This is a genomic window from Pseudomonas sp. PA-5-4B (assembly GCF_021606215.1).
Classification (GTDB): domain Bacteria; phylum Pseudomonadota; class Gammaproteobacteria; order Pseudomonadales; family Pseudomonadaceae; genus Aquipseudomonas; species Aquipseudomonas edaphica.
In genome coordinates, this window is record NZ_WKDB01000025.1 from 60,631 (window position 1) to 75,445 (window position 14,815).

Consider the following 14,815-nt stretch of genomic DNA (forward strand, 5'->3'; position numbering starts at 1 on the left):
CCGTCACGAATGTTTCATTTTGTTTCAAGAATAAAAACTTCAAGCCTGGGCGCTGTGCGCTTTCAACCAGCCTTTGAACGCGGCCATGGCCGAGGTTTCGGCCCGCGACTGCAAGCGCGTCAGCCAATAACTGCCGGTGCTGATGCCCACGCTGAACGGCTGGCGAATCACATCACTCTCCAGTTGCCGTGAGAACATCATCGCCGGTGCCAAGGCCACGCCGATGCCCTGCTGCGCGGCCTCCATCATCGCCAGGGACGAGTCGAACACGATGCTGCGCGGCACCGGCGTGTCGGCCGGCAGCCCGGCGGCCTGGAACCACAGGTTCCATTCATCGGCGCGGTAAGAGCGCAATAAGGTGTGCTTGAGCACGTCGTCCGGCGTATGCAATTGCTCGGCAATCTGCGGCACGCACAGCACGGTCAACGGCGCTTCAAGCAACTGGCAGGCGTCGGTGCCATGCCAGGCGCCAGCGCCGAAGCGGATCGCGTAGTCGAGGCCCTCGGCAGCAACGTCAACACGGTTGTTGTGGGTCGACAGGCGCAGGTCGATAAACGGGTAGCGGCTTTGAAAGTCCGGCAAACGCGGCAGCAACCAGCCGACGGCGAAGGTGCCCACCGCCCCGACGGTGAGCACTTCACGGTAATGGCCACCTTCGAACTGGCCTAAGGTAAGGGCAATCCGGTCGAAAGAGTCGCGCACGACCGGCAGCAGTGTTTCGCCTTCGCGGGTCAGCATCAGGCCGCGTGGCAGGCGCTTGAACAAGGTGACGTTCAACTGCGCCTCCAGGCTTTTGACCTGATGACTGACTGCCGCCTGGGTCACGCACAGTTCGATGGCCGCTCGGGTGAAGCTCAAATGCCGGGCGGAAGCTTCGAATGCGCGCAACGCATTGAGCGGTAAATGGGAGCGCAGCATGCATGACCCTAAATTAACTAATGGCTGATGCGAGATATCATCGTTTGCCCGCCGAACAAAATCCACCTAGATTTGCCCCGCCTGCGCAGGCCTTGATCGTCAGCACATCTTTTACATGGAAGCGAACCCGCATGAATCACACCTTACAAAAAATTCTGTTCAGCGCCCTGTTAATAGGCTCCGGTAGCTGCATGGCCGCCACCGACCTGCGCACGGTAGTCGATGCCAGCGTTGCGCCGCTGATGCAGCAACAAGGGATTCCCGGCCTGTCGGTCGCGGTGGTTAACCAAGGCAAGGTTCAATACTTTAACTACGGTGTTGCATCAAGGGAAACCAAACAGGCCGTTAACCAAGACACCCTGTTTGAAATCGGATCGATCAGCAAAACCTTTACCGCCACCCTCGGCGGCTACGCCCAGGCTACCGGTAAGCTCCAGCTCTCGGATACCGCCAGCCAGCACCTGCCAGCCCTGGCCGGTGGCGTATTCGATCACATCAGCCTGCTGCAACTGGCGACCTACACACCGGGTGGCCTGCCGTTGCAGTTTCCCGACGCGGCCGACAATGCCGGTGCCATGCTCGGTTATTTCCAGCACTGGAAACCCGCGTATGCGCCGGGCGAACAGCGTTTGTATTCCAACCCCAGCATCGGCTTGTTCGGCTACCTCGCGGCGCAAAGCCTGGGGCAGCCGTTTAACGTTGCCATGGAGAAAACCTTGCTGCCCAAGCTGGGCCTGACCAACACCCACGTCAGCGTGCCTGCGAGCAAAACCGCTCAATATGCGCAAGGCTATGACAAAAATCTGAAACCCATTCGCGTCAGCCCCGGCGCCCTGGACAGCGAAGCCTACGGTATCAAGACCAGCACCCAGGACCTCGCGCGCTATGTGATTGCCAACCTGCACCCCGAGACCCTGGAAAAACCGCTGCAACAAGCGATCTCCACCACTCACGCGGGTTACTACACCGTCAATGGCATGACCCAGGGCCTGGGCTGGGAACGCTACCCCTACCCGATCAAGCTGCAGGCCTTGCTGGAGGGCAACTCGACCGAAATGGCGATGCAGCCGCACAAGGTCAATTGGCTGACGCCGGCGCAGGCACAACCGGCCAACGTGCTGTACAACAAAACCGGCTCCACCGGCGGTTTTGGCGCGTATGTGGCTTACGTACCGAGCAAGGACATGGGTGTGGTGATTCTGGCTAACCGCAATTACCCGAATGCCGAGCGGGTTAAATTGGCTTATGCGATCTTGAATGCGATGGACAACTAAGGCCTGACAAGAATCAAAGGTGGGAGCTGGCTTGCCTGCGATGGCGGTATACCAGCCACTGGATAGGCTGACTGAACCACCGCTATCGCAGCATGGGTTTCTACGCAACTGCCGGCTAAAACAAAGTCTGCGGTACGCCGCTTGTTGTGGCGAGCAGGCTTGCCACAGGGGAACGGGGTGCCTTCGAACGTATGGCTATCGCAGGCAAGCCAGCTCCCACATTTTCAGACCGTGTTACATGCCCAGCCAGTGCGGCAGCGCCAGCGAGATAAACGGCAAGTACGTGACCATGATCAAAAATACCAACAAGATCATCAGCCACGGTAACGCTGCGCGAATCGTCTGCCCGAGGGTCAACCCGGTCACCGCCGAGGTCACAAACAGGTTCAACCCTACTGGCGGGTGCACCAGGCCGATTTCCATGTTGACCACCATCACAATCCCCAGGTGAATCGGGTCAATCCCCAGCTTCATGGCAATCGGGAAGAAGATCGGCGCCAGGATCAGCACAATCGCGGACGGCTCCATAAAGCTGCCGGCCACCAGCAACACCACGTTGACCATGATCAAAAAGCCAATCGGCGTGAGGCCTTCGGAGATCACCCAGGCGGTGATTTCCTGCGGGATCTGTTCGGTGGTCAGTACATGGGCGAAGAGCATGGCGTTGGCGATGATAAACATCAGCATGATCGCCAGGCGCCCGGATTCCAGCAGCACCTTGGGGCAATCGCGCAGCTTCATGTCCTTGTACACAAACAGCGCGACAAACGCCGAATACACCGCCGCCACGGCCGCCGCTTCCGTCGGCGTGAACATGCCGCTGTAGATGCCGCCGAGGATGATCACCAGCAACAGCAAGCCCCAGAACGCGCGACGTGCGCAGGTCAGCCACTCGCGGAAGGTCGCACGGGGCTGCGCCGGCAGCTTCTTGATGCGCGCGACGATGTAGATCGCGACCATCAGCATCAGGCCCAGCAGCAATCCTGGAATCACACCGGCCATGAACAGCTTGCCCACCGAGGTTTCGGTGGCTGCCGAGTACACCACCATCACAATCGACGGCGGGATCAGGATGCCCAGGGTGCCGGCGTTGCAGATGATCCCGGCGCCGAACTCCTTCGGGTAACCCGAGCGCACCATCCCCGCCACGGCAATCGAGCCCACTGCCGCCACCGTCGCCGGCGATGACCCGGACAGCGCCGCAAACAGCATGCACGCCAGCACCGCCGCAATCGCCAGGCCGCCTCGGATATGCCCGACACAGGCGTTGGCGAAGTCGATCAGCCGTTGCGCCACACCGCCAGTGGTCATGAACGCACCGGACAGCAGGAAGAATGGAATCGCCAGGAAGGTGTAGGCGTCGGAGGTTTCAAACAGCTTGATCGCCAGCGAACTCACCGAGTCCTGGCTGAACATCAGGATCGACACCGCGCCGGACAGCCCCAGGGAAATCGCGATCGGCACGCCGAGGAACATGAACACGAACAACAGCAAAAACAGACAGAGCACGGCCATCAGTGACGCTCCTCATGGCTGCCAGCCAGCTTACTGGCCTCCCCGGCCTCGTCGGCCAGCCCCAACCCGACCTGACGGTGGGTAAAGATGCGGTAGAAAATTTCCAGGTAGCGGATAAACACCAGGGCAAAACCGATGGGCACGATGATCACGATATCGCCCACGTCCACGCCGTATTGGTCGAGGTCTTCGGCGCCGATCTGCGCGGTCATCACCGCACTCACCCACTTGTAGCTGGCGACCATGAACAGCCCGGCGTAGGCCAGGCAACACAGGCACGCGAGCATGCCGAGCAGGCGTTGCACCGGGCGTTTGGTCAGCTTGACCAGCGCATCTACGCCAAGGTGGCCCGCGGTGCGCACGCCGTAGGAGATGCCGAAGAAAATCAGCCAGCCGAACATGGCCTTGGTCAGCGCCACGCTCCAGGTCATTTCCTGGGCCCAGGTCATGGTGTGGTCGCCCAGGGCACCGAAAAAGCTGCTGCTCCATGTCCACTTGTCAGACAGAGCAAAAAACAGGGTGTAGATGTTGTTGAGCATGACGTAGACGAATGTCACCAGGGTCATGGCGGCCAGCAGGAAGGCGATAAACCCTTCCTCCAGGTGCTCCCAGACGCGCCTTAGCGTTTGCATGGCAAAACCTCGCGAAGCGGGAATGATGTCGGGGTGGAAAGCGGAACAAACTGTGGAAGCGGACCTCTGTGGGAGCCGGGCTTGCCCGCGATGGGATCAACTCGGCGCTACAGATACACCGAGTTGCCTGCATCGCAGGCAAGCCAGCTCCCACATAAAGCCCTTTCCACAGTAGTTTTGGGTGGTCGCCCAATCACTGGTTGGAGGCGTCCGCCGCCTTGATCAAGTCGGCGCCGATCTCACCTTCGAACTTCTGCCACACCGGGCGCATGGCTTCGCGCCACAGTTGGCGTTGCTGCGGGGTCAGTTCGATGATTTCGCTGGTCTTGGCGTCGATGATCTTCTGCTTGGCCGACTGGTTCAGCGCTTCGGCCTGCTTGTTCACCTCGACGGTGACTTCGACCATGATCTGGTCCAGGGTGGTGCGCACATCCGGCGGCAGGCCGTTCCAGAACTTGGCGTTGGTGATCACCATGTAGTCGATCAGGCCATGGTTGGACTCGGTGAAGTACTTCTGCACCTCGTTGACCTTCTGGCTTTCATAATTGGACCAGGTGTTCTCGGTACCATTCACGGTGCCGGTCTGCAGGCCTTGATATACCTCGGCAAAGCTCATCTTGCGCGGGTTGGCGCGGATCGCCTTGAACTGCTCTTCAAGTACGCTGGAAGCCTGCACACGGAACTTCAGGCCACGGGCGTCCTTGGGTTCACGCAGTGCTTTGTTGGCCGAAAGCTGCTTGAGGCCATTGTGCCAATAGGCCAGGCCGAGGATGTTCTTGTCTTGCATCGAGGTCAGCAATGCCTTGCCCTGAGCAGCCTGGAAACGGTCGACGGCGGCCAGGTCGTTGAACAGGAACGGCAGGTCGTAGATCTGCACTTGCTTGGTGTACTGCTCGAACTTGGCCAGGGACGGCGCCAGCATCTGCACATCGCCCAACAACAACGCTTCCATCTCCTTGCCATCGCCGAACAGCGAGGAGTTGGGGTACACCTCGACCTTCACACGCCCCGGCAGCCGTTCTTCGGCGAGCTTCTTGAAGAGCAGCGCGCCCTGGCCTTTAGGCGTGTTTTCGGCAACCACGTGGGCGAACTTGATCACAATCGGGTCTGCCGCCTGGGCCAGGCCCGCGGCAAACAGAGTGGCGGCGCACAACAGCGCCCGAGAAAGCTTGAGCATGGGGAATCACCTTCTTATTGTTGTGTTATAGGGCAAGGTGCCTGATGTGGTGCGTGTAGTGAATTTCGAATTTTAGATACCTGCGTTCGGCCAGGCCGAACGCCATACTTCAGAACAATGAAGATCCAGTGTGGGAGCTGGCTTGCCTGCGATGGCGGTGTGTCAGGCAGTCGATTCATGGGCGGGTCCACCGCTATCGCAGGCAAGCCAGCTCCCACATTTTGCTCCCGGTTGTGTCAGTCAGAGTTGGCCGGCCAGGAGCCTTTGTGCGCGCAGCAACACCGGCGCATCCACCATCTGCCCATCCATCTGATAAGCCCCGGCCCCATGGGCACCCGCCTCTACCACGCGCTTGGCCCAGGCCAGGTCTTCAGCGCTGGGCGCCAGTGCGGCATGAATCACTGCCACCTGCTTGGGATGGATGCACAGCGCGCCGGCAAAGCCCATTTCATAGGCATGCCGGATCGAACGGCGCAGGCCTTCAGGGTCGTCGATGGCCGGGTGCACGCCGTCCAGTGGCGCCACCAAGCCAGCAGCACGGGAATGCACAATCAGCGCCAGGCGTGCCTGATCCAACGCAAACTGCGCAGCCGCAGAACCGCTGCACAGGTTCAAGTCCAGCGCCAGGTCCAGGCCGCCAAACGACAGGCGCTCGACCTGCGGCGCGTGGGCAATCTCAGCCACCGCCAGCAAGCCCTTGGCGCTTTCGATAATCGGCCATATCACCTTGCCAGCAGCCGCCACCACGGCCACCTGGGCGGCGCTCTCTACCTTGGGCAGCAGCACACCCGTCACATTGGCATGGGCTTTACAGAACGCAACATCCTCAAAATGCTCGGCATGCTCCGGCGCGTTGATGCGCACCCACACCTGAGCCTCTGGATGCGCTTGCAAGAACACCCCGAGGTTATCCCGCGCCTGGCGCTTGAGGGGTTCTTCAACCGCGTCTTCAAAATCCACAATCACCGCGTCGGCGCCACTGGCCAGCGCTTTGGAAAACCGCTCCGGGCGGCTGCCGGGCACAAACAAGGCCGAACGAACTATAGGCTTTGGCATCACTTGAATTCCTTATTAGATAACGCCGCGTGCGCGCAGGCCGTCGATGGTTTGCGCCGAAAACCCAAGCTGATCGAGGATGTCCTGGCTGTGCTGGCCCAAGGCGGGAACGGCGTCCATGCGCGGGGTAAACGCAGCATTACGCGCCGGCGGCAACAACGACGGCAGCGGCCCGGCCGGGCTCTGGACTTCACGCCAGCTGTCTCGCGCCTTGAGCTGCGGGTGGTCCCACACGCCTTGCATGTCGTTGACCCTGGCGCTGGCGATCTGCGCGTTTTCCAGGCGTTGGATCACGGCTTCAGCGTCCAACTGCGCGAAGCTGTCAACGATGATCTGGCGTAGCACGTCACGGTTGGCCGAGCGCTTGAAGTTGGCCGAGAAACGTTCATCGGTAGCCAGCTCAGGCGTGAGCAGCACTTTGTCGCAGAACGCCGCCCATTCGCGTTCGTTTTGCAAGCCGAGCATCACCGTGCCGCCGTCGCCGGTGGGAAACGGCCCATACGGGTAGATCGTCGAATGCGCCGCCCCGGCCCGTGGTGGCTGGGGCGCGCCGTCGAAGGCGTAATACATCGGGTAGCCCATCCACTCCACCAAGCTTTCGAGCATGCTCACATCGATGCGGCTGCCCTGCCCCGTCTTGCCGCGCAACAGCAGGGCCGAGAGGATGCCGCTGTAGGCGTACATGCCGGCGGAAATATCGGCGATCGAGCAACCGGCCTTGGCCATCTGATCTTCACCCGGGCCACCGGTTACCGATAAAAAACCGCCCTCGCTTTGGATCAGCAGGTCATAAGCTTTCTTTTTCTCGTAAGGCCCGCCTTCGCCATAGCCGGAAATATCGCAGACGATGAGCCGTGGAAAGCGCTCATGCAGCGCTTCAAACGACAGGCCCATGCGCGCCGCCGCGCCGGGTGCAAGGTTCTGCACCAGCACGTCGGCATCCGCCAGCAGGCGTTGGAGGATGTCGCCGGCCTCGTCCTGCTTGAGGTCCAGGGTCAGGCTTTCCTTGGAGCGGTTGGTCCACACAAAGTGCGAGGCCAGGCCGCGCACGCGCTCGTCATAGCCACGGGCAAAGTCACCGGCGCCGGGGCGTTCGATCTTGATCACACGGGCGCCGAGGTCCGCCAACTGGCGGGTGCAGAATGGCGCAGCAATCGCGTGTTCAAGGCTGATCACGGTGATGCCGTCCAGCGGTCGTTGATTAGTCATGACGCTTCCTCAAAGCCAGTGGGCCATGGACGCTGCACTGCGCAGGTTCCAGACCTTCTCGATCAGTGCATTGGCCTGCGCGGGTGTGCGCGCGCCGCTGAATTGGGTAAGGCGCCGGAATTTATCCGCCAGCTCCACCCGACTCAGGGTGTTACCAGGGTCGCCCTTGGGTTCATCGATGGCGCCCTGCAGCGTGCGGCCATCGAGCGTGGTGACGGTGACGCGGCCCAGCCAGCGCTGCGGGTAGGCGCCGTCAACTTCTGCGTCGGGGGTCATGCTGACCTTGTCGCGGAAAGCCGAGACGGCGGGGTCGGTCAGCGCTCGTTCGTGGAACTCGGTGAGCCCGGCTTTACCGTGCACGGCGATCAGGCCGAGCACGGTGCCCATGGAGAATTTGGCCTGGTGCACAGTGGCAGGCGTGGTCACGCGGCCCAGCACGTCGATGGCACCTTGATGGACACGCGTTTCAACCGTGGCGATATCTGCAGCGCACAGCCCTTCGCGCTGCATCAGATCCAGCAGCGCATCGGCGGCCGGATGGGTGTGACGGCACGAGGCGTGGAACTTGAAGGAGGTTTCCAGCAGCGCCCAGCGGCTGCCAAGGTCGGCCGATAACTTGCGAGGCTCGGCATCACTGGACATGCCTGCTGCCAAGCCTTGATCGCCTTCCAGAATATTGCGTGCGCCGGTGAGCCCGTCCGCCGTCAAATACGCCGCGAGCAAGCCATCCGCCGCCGCCTTGGCGGTGTGCAGTTGCTTGGAGTCGGCGGCATCGCGCAAAAACTCCCACAGCCCGGCGGCCTGGGTGCCGGCGCTGCCGAGCAGGTTGATGAACTGTTCCTGGTTAAAGTCCAGCAGTTTGCCCACGGCAACCGCCGCCGCCAGGGTGCCGACGGTGGCTGTGGTGTGGAAGATGCGGTAGTGGGACCGGCCCATGAATTCGCCGATGCGAATTCCGGCTTCATAACCGGCCACCGAGGCCAGCAGCAATTCACGGCCGGATTTGCCGAGGTCCTGGGCGGCAGCCAGCGCGGCCGGAAACACCACGGTCGCGGGGTGCAGCACCGAGCTGTTGTGCAGGTCATCCTGCTCCACCAGGTGTGAGGATGCGGCGTTCACCAGCGCCGCAAAATACGCGCTGGTGGTGCTGCCATTGACGATCACCTGGGCGGGACCGCTGTGGGGTCCCATTTTTTGTGCATAGCGTTCAAACAACGGGATCGGGTGCGCGCCCTTGCTTGCCAGCGCCGAGGCCAACCAGTCCAGATACAGGTCTTCGGTGCGTGCCAGTACCTTTTCCGGCAATTGTTCGTAGTTCAAGTCCGCAAGGAACCGGCACAGCGTTTGGGTATGGCTCATGCTCAGGCCCTCAGAAGCTGCGTGGCAGTTCGAGCAGGTGCTCGGCCACGTAGGACAGGATCAGGTTGGTGGAGATCGGCGCCACCTGGTACAGGCGTGTTTCGCGGAATTTGCGCTCTACGTCGTACTCACAGGCAAAGCCGAAACCGCCGTGGGTTTGCAGGCAGGCGTTGGCCGCTTCCCAGGACGCCTTGGCAGCCAGGTACTTGGCCATGTTGGCGCTGGCCCCGGCATTCTTGCCGCTGTCGTATTCTTCGCAGGCACGCCAGCGCATCAGGTCCGCCGCTTCGATTTCGATATGCGCCTCGGCAATCGGGAACTGCACACCCTGGTTCTGCCCGATCGGGCGGCCAAACACCACGCGGTCGCGGGCGTAGGCACTGGCCTTTTCGATAAACCAGCGACCGTCGCCGATGCACTCGGCGGCGATCAGGGTGCGTTCGGCGTTGAGGCCGTCGAGGATGTATTTAAAGCCTTTGCCCTCCTCGCCGATCAGGCTGTCGAGGGGTAGCTCCAGGTTGTCGAAAAACAGTTCGTTGGTTTCGTGGTTGACCATATTGGCGATGGGCTGCACGGTCAGGCCGTTGCCGATGGCTTCGCGCAGGTCGACCAGGAAGATCGACATGCCTTCAGACTTCTTCTTCACCTCGGCCAGCGGCGTGGTGCGCGCCAGCAGAATCATCAAGTCGGAATGCTGGATGCGCGAGATCCAGACCTTCTGGCCATTGATCACATATTTGTCACCACGCTTGATCGCCGTGGTTTTGATTTTGGTGGTGTCGGTGCCGGTGGTGGGCTCGGTCACACCCATCGATTGCAGGCGCAATTCGCCGCTGGCGAGCTTGGGCAGGTAGAAGCTTTTTTGCGCTTCGCTGCCGTGGCGCAGCAAGGTGAACATGTTGTACATCTGGCCGTGCACGGTGCCGGAGTTACCACCGCAACGGTTGACTTCTTCGAGGATCACCGAGGCTTCGGCCAGGCCCAGGCCAGAGCCGCCGTATTCTTCAGGGATCATCGCCGACAGCCAGCCGGCGTCGGTCAGGGCTTTGACAAAGGTTTCGGGGAAGCCTTTTTGTTCGTCGATCCTGCGCCAGTACGCCGCGTCGAACTCGGCGCACAAGGCGCGCACGCCTTCACGGATGGCATTGAGTTCTTCGTTGTCATTGGGGTTCATTAACGGCTCTCCGCCTGTTGTTCCTGGATTATTCGAAGTGGACCTGAGCGGTCTGCGCCAGGCCACCGGCGTTGCCCGCCCACAACTGCGCCACACCGGTTTCGGTCACGCGCCCACCGACCACAAATGGCTGCGGTGCAATCAGTGGGCGAACACCGCGATAGGCAAAACGGCGCAGGGTCGCGTCGGGATGGGCGCGGCAAAACGTGCGCAGGCTCAAGGTAGCGATCAGCGGGCCGTGCACCACCAGGCCTGAATAGCCTTCGGTGTCGGTGACATACGGGTAGTCGTAGTGGATGCGGTGGCCGTTGAAGGTCACGGCGCTGTAACGAAACAGCAGGGTTGGCGTGGGGCTGATCGATGCCTGCCATTCGCCTTCGGGCAAGGCGTCGCCACTGCCCTGTTTGGGCGGCGTCGGTTCGCGGTAAACGATGTCCTGTTCTTCGCGGATCGCCAGGCGACCGTCCTGGGAATAGTCATGACGCACGGTGACAAACAACAGCGAGCCGGTTCGCCCGGTCTTTTCTTCGACCTGGGTTATGGTCGACACGCGGGTCGCCGCCTCACCCGCGCGCAAGGCATGCACGAACTCGATGCGCCCACCGGCCCACATGCGATTGCGGTTATCAGCGGGCGGCAGGAACCCGCCACGGGCCGGGTGGCCGTCGGTGCCCAAGGCCGACTCCGGCAGCGGGTCCTGGAAAAAACACCACTGCCACAGCGGCGGCAAATCGGCGCCCTGTTCCGGCACAGCCTCGCCAAAGGTGGCGGCAATGCGTTTGAGCAGGTTAAGGCTCAGGTGGTCGTGGGCGGTCTCGCTTCGGCCGATCCAGTCAGTGGCGCTCATCGGGTGCAGGTCCTCGGGCAGTGAGTGTCTGCCCCGGATCATGCAAGCGCCTGCCCGTTCTGAGAATTTGCATTTCAATAAACCAGCGTTCGGTTATGCTGAACGCTAGCCATGAGTACCACTCCATCCCCTGTGGGAGCTGGCTTGTTGTGGCGAGGGAGCTTGCTCCCGTTGACTGCGCAGCAGTCTCCGGTTTTTTGGGGGCGCTTCGCACCCCAGCGCAAGCAAGCTTGCTCGCCACAACAAGCCAGCTCCCACACTTGAACCTCACCGTTGCCAAAATAGGGGTTTGCATGCATTTCGATCTCGCCGACCTGCGCCTGTTTATCCACATCGCCGAATCCCCCAGCCTCACCCAGGGCGCCAAGCGTGCGTTCCTCTCGCCGGCCGCTGCCAGTGCGCGGATCAAGGCGCTGGAAGGCCAGTTGGATACGCGCCTGCTGTACCGCGACAGCCGTGGCGTGGAGATCACTCCGGCGGGCGAACGGCTGCTGCACCATGCGCGCCTGATCATGCGCCAGGTGGACTACCTAAAAAGCGAGTTCACCCAATACGGCGTGGATTCGGCCGGGCATATCCGCATCTTCGCCAACACCACGGCGGTGACCGAGTTTCTGCCGGAGGTGCTGGCGGGCTTCCTGTCCCAGCGCCCGGGCGTGACCGTCGACCTGCAGGAGCGTTTATCCCGCGACATCGTACGTGGCGTGCTTGATGGCACCAGCGACATGGGCATCATTGCCGGGCCGGTAGAAGCGGCAGGTTTGCAGGTGTTGCACTTCAGCACCGATGAATTGGTCTTGATGGTGCCCGTGGGCCACCCATTGGCCGACCAGTCTTCGGTGACGCTGGAGCAAACCCTGGCCTACCAGCACATCGGCCTGCACGAAGGCAGCACATTGTTGAGTTTTTTGCGTGAACACGTCGATCGCCTGGGCAAGCAGTTGTCGCTGCGCATTCAGGTGTCGAGCTTCGAAGCGATCTGCCGAATGGTCGAGGCCGGCGTGGGCATCGGCATCATTCCCGAATCCGCCGCCGTGCGGCACAGCCGGACCATGCAGTTGGTGACGGTGAAGCTCGATGAGCCATGGGCGATTCGCGAACGCAGTATCCTGGTGCGCGAGCTTGAGGCATTGCCGGGCACCATTCGGGCGTTGATCGCCACCTTGATGCCGCAAAGCGCCTAAGCTCAACAGTCACCTTGCCCGAGGAGACTGATATGCAACTCGAAGGATCCTGCCATTGCGGCGCCGTAACATTCAGCCTGAACAGCCAGCATCCCTACCCGTACCAGCGTTGCTATTGCTCGATCTGCCGCAAGACCCAAGGCGGCGGCGGTTATGCGATCAACCTGGGCGGCGACGCCAAGAGTTTGAAGGTACGCGGGCGCAAGCTGATCTCGGTCTACCACGCCAGGCTCAAGCCCGAAGGCGCCAGCCGCGCGCATGCGAGCACTGCCGAACGGCATTTTTGCTCGCAATGCGGCAGCGCCTTGTGGCTGTTCAGCCCCGAATGGCCAGAGCTGATTCACCCGTTTGCTTCGGCCATCGACACGCCATTGCCGGTGCCGCCCGAGCACACGCACCTGATGCTCGGCTCGAAGGTGCCGTGGGTCGAAGTCAGTGTGCGCAAGGGCGATTTGCAGTTCGACGGGTACCCCGAAGAATCCATCGCCCAGTGGCATGAGCGTTTGGGGCTCGCGCGTTAACACTCTTTGACAGTTTCTCGACAAAGCTCTCAAAGATTGTTGGCCAGCATCGCCTTAGCATTCGAGCATCCAAACCACCATTCGGGTGCTCTTCATGTTTCGCACATTGCGCGGTATTCCGTTATGGGGTTGCCTGCTCGGCACGCTCGGCTGCCACGTGCAGCCGCCTGCCCCGCCCGCGATTCCCAAGGGCGATTACGGCGCGATCATCCGTTACCTGCAAGCGCGCATCCCCAAGGACCTGGCCCGCGAGAATGTGCCCGGTTTGTCGATTGCACTGGTCAATGGCCAGGAGCTGATCTGGGCGCGCGGCTTTGGCCTGGCCGACAAGGCCCAGGGTGTGCCGGTGACCGCCAACACGGCGTTTCGCGCCGGCGGCATTTCCAAACTACTGACAGCCACAGCGGCCATGCAGTTGGTCGACCAACAGCGCCTGGCCCTCGACGCGCCGATCCAGCAGACCTTGCGCGAATTCTACGTGCGTTCGCGCTTTCACACTGACCAGGCCGCCGCCGACCGCGACATCACCCTGCGCCGCCTGCTCAGCCATCAATCCGGCTTGCCCAGCGAGCACCTGCGCGACGTGCGCAGCACCTACGCCATGGGCCAGATGCCGATGCGGGTGTCGGGTGTATGGCTGAGCAGCCCGCCGGGCTCGCAGGTGGCGTATTCCAACCTCGGTTATTCGCTGGTCGGTGCGGCCATCGAGCGCAGCAGCGGCAAGAGTTTTGAAGCCCAACTGCAAAGCCGCCTGCTCAAGCCCCTGGAGATGAACCAGTCGAGTTTTGTCGGCACCGGCACGCAATTGAGCTTTCGCGCCCTGGGCTACGAAGACGGCGTGGCAAGTACCGATGCACAGGTGCGTGACCTTGCCGCCGGCGGCTTGTGGGCCAGCCCCAAAGACCTTAGCCATTATGTGCAGATGCTGTTTGCCCACGGCCTCTATAAGGGCAACCGTGTGCTTGAGAGCCCGTCGATTGATCAGATGTTCACCCAGCAAAACACCGGCAATGCCCTGGACTTCGATTGCCAGATGGGCCTGGGCTGGTTCCTGGCGCCCTGCGGCGATGAACCCGTCGCCCCCGGCGTGCGCACTTACCAGCACAGTGGCGGCGGCGATGATTTTGCCGCGCAGCTGAGCGTGCTGCCAGACCAGCAGTTGGCGGTGATCATCATGGCCAATGACAGCAACGCCGAAGAACTGGTCGCGCGCCTGGCCACCGAGACCCTGCGCCTGATGTTCCAGGCGCAAACCGGGCAGTCCGTGTGCGCCGACGACTGCCAGGCGCCCAGCCATGGGCTCAAGTTGCGCCAGGTGCCCGCCGCCGTCGACCGCAAGCGCCTGGCCGGGTTTTATGCCACGGCCTGGGGCGTATTCCGGGTCAAGGATGAGGGCGATCGACTGAGCGGTGAGCTGGCCGGGTTTGACTTCGAGTTGTTGCGCGACGAACACGGCTGGCTGCGCGCGCAGAAAAAAGTCCTTGGCTTTTGGCTCAAGGACTTGGGTGAGCTGGGCCGCGTGCAGCTGGACGTGGTCACGGTGCAGGGCCGCCAAGTACTCACGGCCCGCAGCCATGGCCAACGCCTGGCCATCGGCGAGCGCATCGACCCGCCGCCGCTGCCGCTGGCGTGGGCCAACACCATCGGCACCTACCAGGTGCTTAACACCCACGAACCCGACGCGCCGTTGAGCGGTATCAGCGTGCGCCTGGAAGAAGGCTTTCTGGTGATTCGCGGCCAATTGCACAACGAGCCGCTCACCGACTACATCCTGCTTCCCGTCGACAACGCCCACGCGGTGCTGGCCGGCAACGGCTACGGCCTGGGCGACACGGTAAGCCGCCAGGTAAACGGACTCAGCGCTTCGGGTTACTCCTTCAAACGCACGCAATCGCGAGATAAACCCTTGAGTTTCTGAACCTGGGCTGAAGCAAAAGCCATCATTGCGC

Annotated in this window: 13 protein-coding genes; 4 read left to right on the plus strand and 9 right to left on the minus strand. The window is 61.8% G+C overall.

All coding sequences use genetic code 11. The features are described 5' to 3' along the window. Positions 1 to 39: 39 nt before the first annotated feature. Positions 40 to 918 carry a LysR family transcriptional regulator gene (locus GIW28_RS14530; RefSeq protein WP_017137470.1) on the minus strand — a complete coding sequence of 293 codons (879 nt, stop codon included), beginning with the start codon at positions 916 to 918 and terminating at the stop codon, positions 40 to 42. Positions 919 to 1,049: 131 nt separating this feature from the next. Here GIW28_RS14530 and ampC point away from each other — a divergent pair, with 131 nt between their 5' ends. Then, a complete protein-coding gene (ampC, locus tag GIW28_RS14535; RefSeq protein ID WP_177033240.1) occupies positions 1,050 to 2,192 on the plus strand; it encodes a class C beta-lactamase in 1,143 nt (380 codons plus the stop codon). A gap of 234 nt (positions 2,193 to 2,426) precedes the next feature. On the opposite strand, the gene dctM is transcribed toward ampC, so the two are convergent. From dctM to GIW28_RS14575, 8 genes are all read right to left on the minus strand, one after another. Next, entirely contained in the window at positions 2,427 to 3,707 is a 1,281-nt protein-coding gene (gene dctM, locus GIW28_RS14540) for a C4-dicarboxylate TRAP transporter large permease protein DctM (protein ID WP_017137472.1), read from the minus strand. Further along, complete coding sequence (locus GIW28_RS14545) at positions 3,707 to 4,339, minus strand: TRAP transporter small permease (RefSeq protein WP_236447073.1); 633 nt, start codon at positions 4,337 to 4,339, stop codon at positions 3,707 to 3,709. Before GIW28_RS14545 ends, dctM begins: the two co-directional genes overlap by 1 nt. Before the next feature lie 193 nt (positions 4,340 to 4,532). Then, the gene (locus GIW28_RS14550; RefSeq protein WP_017137474.1) at positions 4,533 to 5,516 is read right to left on the minus strand and encodes a TRAP transporter substrate-binding protein; all 984 of its coding nucleotides are present in this window, start codon (positions 5,514 to 5,516) and stop codon (positions 4,533 to 4,535) included. A 240-nt stretch (positions 5,517 to 5,756) separates the two neighbouring features. Continuing rightward, positions 5,757 to 6,572 (minus strand): HpcH/HpaI aldolase/citrate lyase family protein, encoded by an 816-nt coding sequence (locus GIW28_RS14555; RefSeq protein ID WP_099549624.1) that lies wholly within the window; start codon positions 6,570 to 6,572, stop codon positions 5,757 to 5,759. A gap of 15 nt (positions 6,573 to 6,587) precedes the next feature. Further along, complete coding sequence (locus GIW28_RS14560; protein ID WP_236447072.1) at positions 6,588 to 7,781, minus strand: CaiB/BaiF CoA transferase family protein; 1,194 nt, start codon at positions 7,779 to 7,781, stop codon at positions 6,588 to 6,590. A 9-nt stretch (positions 7,782 to 7,790) separates the two neighbouring features. Beyond that, complete coding sequence (locus tag GIW28_RS14565; protein ID WP_099549622.1) at positions 7,791 to 9,140, minus strand: MmgE/PrpD family protein; 1,350 nt, start codon at positions 9,138 to 9,140, stop codon at positions 7,791 to 7,793. A gap of 10 nt (positions 9,141 to 9,150) precedes the next feature. Next, entirely contained in the window at positions 9,151 to 10,314 is a 1,164-nt protein-coding gene (locus GIW28_RS14570; RefSeq protein WP_099549621.1) for an acyl-CoA dehydrogenase family protein, read from the minus strand. 28 nt (positions 10,315 to 10,342) lie between these two features. Further along, a complete protein-coding gene (locus GIW28_RS14575; protein ID WP_236447071.1) occupies positions 10,343 to 11,161 on the minus strand; it encodes an FAS1-like dehydratase domain-containing protein in 819 nt (272 codons plus the stop codon). A 293-nt stretch (positions 11,162 to 11,454) separates the two neighbouring features. Here GIW28_RS14575 and GIW28_RS14580 point away from each other — a divergent pair, with 293 nt between their 5' ends. From GIW28_RS14580 to GIW28_RS14590, 3 genes are all read left to right on the plus strand, one after another. Then, complete coding sequence (locus GIW28_RS14580) at positions 11,455 to 12,345, plus strand: LysR family transcriptional regulator (RefSeq protein ID WP_236447070.1); 891 nt, start codon at positions 11,455 to 11,457, stop codon at positions 12,343 to 12,345. 32 nt (positions 12,346 to 12,377) lie between these two features. Beyond that, entirely contained in the window at positions 12,378 to 12,866 is a 489-nt protein-coding gene (locus tag GIW28_RS14585; protein WP_169986303.1) for a GFA family protein, read from the plus strand. A gap of 94 nt (positions 12,867 to 12,960) precedes the next feature. Next, a complete protein-coding gene (locus tag GIW28_RS14590; protein ID WP_017137485.1) occupies positions 12,961 to 14,784 on the plus strand; it encodes a serine hydrolase domain-containing protein in 1,824 nt (607 codons plus the stop codon). The last annotated feature ends 31 nt before the right edge of the window (positions 14,785 to 14,815 follow it).

What these genes read in the sequence shown, in the direction of transcription:
- GIW28_RS14550 (WP_017137474.1), bottom strand. Translation starts at nt 5,516, where the DNA reads ATGCTCAAGCTTTCTCGGGCGCTGTTGTGCGCCGCCACTCTGTTTGCC.
- GIW28_RS14565 (WP_099549622.1), bottom strand. Translation starts at nt 9,140, where the DNA reads ATGAGCCATACCCAAACGCTGTGCCGGTTCCTTGCGGACTTGAACTAC.
- GIW28_RS14575 (WP_236447071.1), bottom strand. Translation starts at nt 11,161, where the DNA reads ATGAGCGCCACTGACTGGATCGGCCGAAGCGAGACCGCCCACGACCAC.
- GIW28_RS14570 (WP_099549621.1), bottom strand. Translation starts at nt 10,314, where the DNA reads ATGAACCCCAATGACAACGAAGAACTCAATGCCATCCGTGAAGGCGTG.
- ampC (WP_177033240.1), top strand. Translation starts at nt 1,050, where the DNA reads ATGAATCACACCTTACAAAAAATTCTGTTCAGCGCCCTGTTAATAGGC.
- dctM (WP_017137472.1), bottom strand. Translation starts at nt 3,707, where the DNA reads ATGGCCGTGCTCTGTCTGTTTTTGCTGTTGTTCGTGTTCATGTTCCTC.
- GIW28_RS14545 (WP_236447073.1), bottom strand. Translation starts at nt 4,339, where the DNA reads ATGCAAACGCTAAGGCGCGTCTGGGAGCACCTGGAGGAAGGGTTTATC.
- GIW28_RS14590 (WP_017137485.1), top strand. Translation starts at nt 12,961, where the DNA reads ATGTTTCGCACATTGCGCGGTATTCCGTTATGGGGTTGCCTGCTCGGC.
- GIW28_RS14585 (WP_169986303.1), top strand. Translation starts at nt 12,378, where the DNA reads ATGCAACTCGAAGGATCCTGCCATTGCGGCGCCGTAACATTCAGCCTG.
- GIW28_RS14560 (WP_236447072.1), bottom strand. Translation starts at nt 7,781, where the DNA reads ATGACTAATCAACGACCGCTGGACGGCATCACCGTGATCAGCCTTGAA.
- GIW28_RS14580 (WP_236447070.1), top strand. Translation starts at nt 11,455, where the DNA reads ATGCATTTCGATCTCGCCGACCTGCGCCTGTTTATCCACATCGCCGAA.
- GIW28_RS14530 (WP_017137470.1), bottom strand. Translation starts at nt 918, where the DNA reads ATGCTGCGCTCCCATTTACCGCTCAATGCGTTGCGCGCATTCGAAGCT.
- GIW28_RS14555 (WP_099549624.1), bottom strand. Translation starts at nt 6,572, where the DNA reads ATGCCAAAGCCTATAGTTCGTTCGGCCTTGTTTGTGCCCGGCAGCCGC.